Raw genomic sequence first — 6,000 nt, forward strand, 5'->3', positions numbered from 1 at the left:
TGACGAGAATGCTCTCCTGTACTCCCGCGAGCAGGACATCTGGCTCACCAACGCGGCATGGTGCCTGGCCGCGTGGATATTCGTCCTGGTGGTCGAACCACTGCTGATCCTCGCGGGCTACCTGGTGCGCCGTCGTCTGGACGGAACCGCTCACCCGCACCGATCGGAATAGGCGGCGGTCCGCACTCGCCCTCCCAGAGTGTTCTCGCCGGGCAAGGCGCCCCACCGCGCCACCGGAGATTCGCCCCGGCTCAGCTGCCCTGGACGCCGTCGAGGAGGCCGGGGCCGAGGCGGCGGAAACGGTCGACGACGTCGCGGTCCAGGTCGTAGCTGACCTGCTCGGCCGCCGCATCGAGCGACACCCAGCGCAGCTCGTCGACCTCGTCGTTCGGGACGAACGCCCCGCCGGTCGCCCGCAGGGCCCAGTAGCGCACGACCTTGGTGCGTACGACGCCGTGCCGCTCCACCTCGTAGGTCACATCGCCGAGCGGCTCGCCGACCTCGACGGCGAGCCCGGTCTCCTCCGCCACCTCGCGGACGGCGGCGTCCAGCCAGGTCTCGCCGTCGTCGAGCTTGCCTTTCGGCAGGGACCAGTCGGCGTGCCGCGGCCGGTGGACCAGCACGATCTCGACCCCGCCGCCGGCGGGACGCCACACCACGCCACCGGCCGCGCGTTCCTGCACCTCGCTGCCGTCGGGCTCACTGGCCACTGTCACCGCCGCGCCTCCGGTCCGGGTCACCGCCGCCGTCCGGCCGCGTCCGATCGTGCCTGCCGCCTGATCCTGCCACGGGCCGGGGCGCACCGGCCGCGAGGGAGCGCCGAGGGGACGGAGTGGCCTCAGCCGGCCCAGACGGTCTTGAGGTTGCAGAACTCGCGGATGCCGACAGCGCTCAGCTCACGCCCGTAGCCGGAGCGGCGGATGCCGCCGAACGGGAGCTCCGGGTGCGAGGTGACCATCCCGTTCAGGAACACCGCTCCGGCCTCGAGCTCGTTGATGAAACGCTCCTGCTCGGCCGGGTCGGCCGTCCAGGCGTTGGAGCCGAGGCCGAACGAGGTGACGTTGGCGAGGCTGATCGCGGCGTCGATGTCCGGCACCCGGTAGAGGGTGGCCAGCGGTCCGAACGCCTCCTCGGTGTGCAGGCGCATCTGGGTGGTGATGTCGCCGATGACGGTGGGCGGGAAGAACCAGCCCGGGCCGTCCGGCGTGGCGCCGCCGCACAGGACGCTGGCGCCCTGCTTCACGGCGTCGGCGAGGAGCTCCTCGATGTCCTGCCGACCGCCCTCGGTGGCGAGCGGCCCGACGTCGGTGCCGGGGTCGAGCGGGTCGCCGACCCGCAGGGCGGCCATGCCGGCGACGAACAGCTCGGCGAACCGGTCGTACACCGCGTCGTGGACGATGAACCGCTTGGCGGCGATGCAGGACTGGCCGTTGTTCTGGCAGCGGGCGGTGACCGCCACCTCGGCGGCGCGCTCCACGTCGGCCGACGGCATGACGACGTAGGCGTCGCTGCCACCCAGCTCCAGCACCGTCTTCTTGATCTCCTGCCCGCAGACGGAGGCGACCGCCTGACCGGCGGGCTCGCTGCCGGTGACCGTCGCGGCGGCCACCCGGGGATCGCGCAGCACCCCTTCCACCTGGCCGGCCCCGATCAGCAGGGTCTGGAAGCACCCGGCCGGGAACCCTGCGCGCAGGAACAGGTCCTCCAGGTACAGCGCGCACTGCGGGACGTTCGACGCATGCTTGAGCAGGCCGACGTTGCCCGCCATCAGCGCCGGGGCGGCGAAGCGGACGACCTGCCAGAGCGGGAAGTTCCACGGCATGACCGCGAGGACGACTCCCAGCGGCAGGTAGCGGCCGAAGGCGCGACTCGCGCCGACGGTGCCCGGGTCGGCCAGCGGCTCGTCGGCGAGGAACGCCGGGGCGTGCTCGGCGTAGAAGCGCATCCCCTTCGCGCACTTCGCCGCCTCCGCCTCCGCCGAGCGCAGCGTCTTGCCCATCTCCGTGGTCATGATCACGGCGATCTCGTGCCGCTCGGCGTCGATCAGATCGGCCGCGCGGCGCAGCCACCCGGCCCGCTCGGCGAACGTCGTCCGGCGGTAGGTGGCGAAGGTGGCGCTGGCGCGGGCCAGCCGCTCCTCGATCTCGGTGTCGCCGAGCGCGTCGAACGCCGCGACAACCGCGCCTGTTGCCGGATTGACCGACCGGATCGCCATGTCACTCCTTCTGGGGGTCTGACCGCCTGGCCTCCAGGCCATTCACCGGACGCACCGAAATGCGGCCGGCGGCCTACTGGTGAACGGGCGGCAACCCGGAAACGTGGGCCGAAACAACGTCGCAGAACAACAACGCCGCAGAACGGCGCCGTGCACCGTCCTGGCACAGGTCGAACACTAGCAGAGTGGGCGTTTACCTGGCTCGTTCCAGGGCCAGGGTGGGGGCATTGCGACCCGGACCTGACCGGGTATCCCGTGCGGCTCGGAATATCTCCCGACGGGGCTGTCGGGGCGGCATCGGGGGATCGCGACCAGCGCGGCCGTCGCCGTCGCCCCGGTGAGGCGGCGCCGGGCGGCCTCGGGTGTCGGCCGGGCAGCGCACCTCACGGTGTCACCGTGCCCACCCCTGGCCCTCGACAATCAGTTCGGTACCGGGGGTGAGGACTGCGGGGCACGCTGGACGGCGAGTGCGGTCAGGCGAGTGCGGTCAGGCGAGTGCGTTACCCGAGGGTGCGCAGGCTGACGTCCCAGAGGCGTTCGGCGGCGGCCGGGTCCAGCGCGTGGGGCGCGACTCCGCTGACGCTGCCGGGCGTGTGCGGGGGTGCCTCGGCACAGTCCTCGAAGTACCGCCCACCGACGCCGTCGAGCAGCGGCGAGGCGGCGAGCAGCACCGAGGTGGCCGCGCCCTGCTCCACCGTCTTCCAGGCCCGCGCCGGGACGCCGCTGCGGGCCCTTGCCCGCTCGGCCTCGCCGGAGTCGATGTGCCGCTGCAGGTTCGTCATGATGGCGCCGGGCATCAGTGCGTTGGCGGTGATGCCGTCCGCCGCCCAGCGGCGGGTCGCCTCGACCGCGAACAGGACGTTGGCGGTCTTGGACTGGCCGTAGGCCGCCCACGGGTGGTAGGGGCGTCGCTCGAAGTGGATGTCGTCGAACTCCACCGCGGACCGCAGGTGCGCCGCCGAGCTCACCGCCACCACCCGGGCCCCGCCCGCCGCGGCCAGCGCGGGCCGCAGTCCGTCGGCCAGGGCGAAGTGGCCGAGATGGTTGGTGCCGAACTGCAGCTCCCAGCCCTGCGGGGTGCGCAGCTCCGGCGTCGCCATGATCCCGGCGTTGTTGACCAGGGCGTGCAGCGGGCCCGACCAGCCGGCCACGAACACAGCGATCGAGGCGAGGTCCGCGAGGTCGAGCCGGGCGACGCGCAGCGCGGCGTTGCCGGTGGTGGCGGTGATGTCCGCGGCCACCCGCCGGCCGACCTCGGCGTCGCGCACCGCGAGGGTCACCTCACTGCCCGCGCCGGCAAGCGCGCGGGCTGTCTCGACACCGATCCCGGACGATGCTCCGGTCACCACCGACCGGTGGCCGCTCAGGTCGACGTCCGCCAGCACCTCCGCCGCCGTCGACTCGGCGGTGAACCTCGTGGTGACCCGTTCCGTCGCACCCATCCCCGCACGCTCCCGTCCGTCGCCTCGGCGCCGCCACCGGCGGCCGACCGCGCCGGCAGCCACCCGCGGCCGGCAGCTGTCCGCGCGACGCCAGCCGCGCGTGCCCCTCACAGTCATATCCGGTGGTGCGCCCACGCCGCGATCCGTCACAGGCCGGCAACCTGTGCTCACGGAGTGAACTAAGGGGGCGGAGGGCCCGGCCGCAGCGGCCGTCCGACTGCCCGGAGCCGACGATGGCCCCTTTCTGTGGGCATTGCCGCCGCGGTTCAGTGAAAGCGTCGGGCACACACCTGTCACGACCCTGCCGGGAAGCGCGCGGTCTCGGCGCGGCCCGGCCGGGTCATTCTGCGAAAGCGAGTCTCTGGTGAGCATCTACGACGCGATCGGCGGCGCGAAGGCCGTGGAGGCAGCGGTCGACGAGTTCTACGTTCGCGTGACCGCGGACCCGACTCTTGCGCCCTTTTTCGCCGGCCGCGACATTCCGAGCCTCAAGGCACACCAGCGGGATTTCATCGCCGCGGCGATCGGCGGACCGGAGATCTACCAGGGCCGGGACCTTCCCCGCGTCCACCGTCCGCTCAACATCTCCGACGCCCACTTCGACGCGGTCATCGACCACCTGGTGGCGTCCCTGCGTGGTCTCGGCGTCCCGGCCGAGACCACCGGTCAGATCGGGGCCGCACTCGCCCCGCTGCGCAAGGACATCGTCTCCGTCTGACCCCTGACGGCCGGGCGCGACCGGGGCCCCGCGCCCGGAACGGACCAGGCCGGACCGGACCGCCTGGCGCGGCCCGGTCCGGCTCGAACGCCGGCTGTGCCCGGCTGTGCCCGGTCCTGGCCGGCGCCCTGTCAGACATCCCATGTTTTTGGATGTCAAGCGGCGGCGTCGAGCGTGACGTTCTGTGGCCAGGCGGTTGCTTCGTTGTAGGCGGTCTGGGTCTTGAGGCAGCCATGGAGGATGCCCACGAGGCGGTTACCGAGCTGGCGGAGCGCGGCGTGGTGACCGGCGCCGCGGGCGCGCAGGGCGTCGTAGTAGGCGCGGGCGCCGGGTGAGGCGCCCAGGGCGCAGAAGGCCTGCTGGTGCAGGGCGTCGGCGAGCCGGTGGTTGCGGGCGTAGCGGGCCAGGGCGACCTTCTTCTTCCCGGACGCGCGGGTGATCGGGCTGGTCCCGGCGTAGTTCTTCCGCGCCTTCGCGTTGGTGTAGCGGTCGGGGTCGTCCCCGAACTCCGCGAGCACCCGGGCGGCGAGGACCGGCCCCAGGCCGGGCTGGGACCGGTAGACCTCAGCGTCCGGGTGCTGGCCAAAATGGGCATCGACCTGCTCGGCGAGCCGGTCGATCTCGGCGTTGAGCGTGCCGATCAGCGCGGCCTGGGCACGGACGACCGCCGCGTAGGCGCCGGCGATCACCGGGGACACGGGCAGCTGCCCGGCCTGGAACGCGGCCCTGATCTTCCGGGACTTCTCGGCGATGTCGCGGCGGCGGGCCCGCTTCAACGCCGCGGAGAGCTGCGCGATGGTCAGCCGCCGGGCCAGCTCCGGTGTCGGTGCCTTGGCGAGCAGTTCCAACGTGTCCGGGGCGGCCAGGTCGTCGAACACGGCCACGGCGGCCGGGAACGACTCCAGCAGCGCCGCGCGCAGCCGCTGGACCTGCCTGGTGCGGTCCCAGATGAGCGTCTGGTGGGCCCGGGCGGTGATCTTTACTGCCTCCGCGAGCTCGCTGTCGCCGGCGACGGCCCGCAGCTGGTGGCGGTCGGTGCGGACCATGTCCGCCAGTGCGTGCGCGTCCCCGGCGTCGCTCTTGGCCCCCGACGTCGAGTACCGCTCCCGGTAGCGGGCGGCCTGCAGCGGGTTCACCGCGATCACCTGGTAGCCGGCCGCGACCAGCGCGGACACCCACGGTCCGCGGTCGGTCTCGATCCCGATCACCACCTGGGCCGGGTCGGCGTCCTCGGGTAGGTGCGCACCGACCAGCTCGTGCAGCCGGGTGATCCCGGCCAGCCCCTCCGGCAGCCGCGCCTTCACCAGCCTGCGGCCCGCCTCGTCCTGCACCTCCACATCATGATGATCCTCAGCCCAGTCATCCCCGACGAACAGCACCGACATCCTCCCGACCCGCACACGGACAGGTTCAGCAGCCGGGGAGAGCCACCAGCGGACTAATGGTCAAGTGCTCACACCGCCACCGGCCGGCACGACATCCCATCAGCGGTCACCTCTCCCGACCACCAGCGGGGACACGGTCTGACACTAGGACTCGACTCGGTCCAGTCGTTGGGAGTGCTCACCCGCTGGCGGCTACCGGCACCGAGCCTGCCCTATGCCGACCCGGTAGCTCCCATTAGT

5 protein-coding genes are annotated in these 6,000 nt (G+C 72.6%); 1 reads left to right on the top strand and 4 read right to left on the bottom strand.

The window, feature by feature from the left end:
• Nucleotides 1-251: 251 nt before the first annotated feature.
• The 3 genes from B207_RS33745 to B207_RS0113220 all read right to left on the bottom strand — a co-directional run bounded on the left by B207_RS33745 (nt 252) and on the right by B207_RS0113220 (nt 3,657).
• Nucleotides 252-716, bottom strand: coding sequence for an NUDIX hydrolase (locus tag B207_RS33745; protein ID WP_230205002.1), 465 nt, complete (start codon nt 714-716; stop codon nt 252-254).
• A 122-nt stretch (nt 717-838) separates the two neighbouring features.
• Nucleotides 839-2,215 carry an NADP-dependent succinic semialdehyde dehydrogenase gene (locus tag B207_RS0113215; RefSeq protein ID WP_018637022.1) on the bottom strand — a complete coding sequence of 459 codons (1,377 nt, stop codon included), beginning with the start codon at nt 2,213-2,215 and terminating at the stop codon, nt 839-841.
• A gap of 500 nt (nt 2,216-2,715) precedes the next feature.
• Entirely contained in the window at nt 2,716-3,657 is a 942-nt protein-coding gene (locus B207_RS0113220) for an SDR family NAD(P)-dependent oxidoreductase (protein ID WP_018637023.1), read from the bottom strand.
• A 364-nt stretch (nt 3,658-4,021) separates the two neighbouring features.
• On the opposite strand from B207_RS0113220, the gene B207_RS0113225 reads away from it, so the two are divergent.
• Nucleotides 4,022-4,375: a group I truncated hemoglobin gene (locus B207_RS0113225; RefSeq protein WP_018637024.1), complete on the top strand. Its 354-nt coding sequence runs from the start codon at nt 4,022-4,024 to the stop codon at nt 4,373-4,375.
• Nucleotides 4,376-4,530: 155 nt separating this feature from the next.
• Here the strand turns inward: B207_RS0113225 and B207_RS0113230 are convergent, their stop codons facing one another.
• The gene (locus B207_RS0113230; RefSeq protein ID WP_018637025.1) at nt 4,531-5,754 is read right to left on the bottom strand and encodes an IS110 family RNA-guided transposase; all 1,224 of its coding nucleotides are present in this window, start codon (nt 5,752-5,754) and stop codon (nt 4,531-4,533) included.
• Nucleotides 5,755-6,000 lie beyond the last annotated feature (246 nt).

This window comes from Parafrankia elaeagni (assembly GCF_000374165.1).
GTDB classification, from domain to species: Bacteria; Actinomycetota; Actinomycetes; order Frankiales; family Frankiaceae; genus Parafrankia; species Parafrankia elaeagni.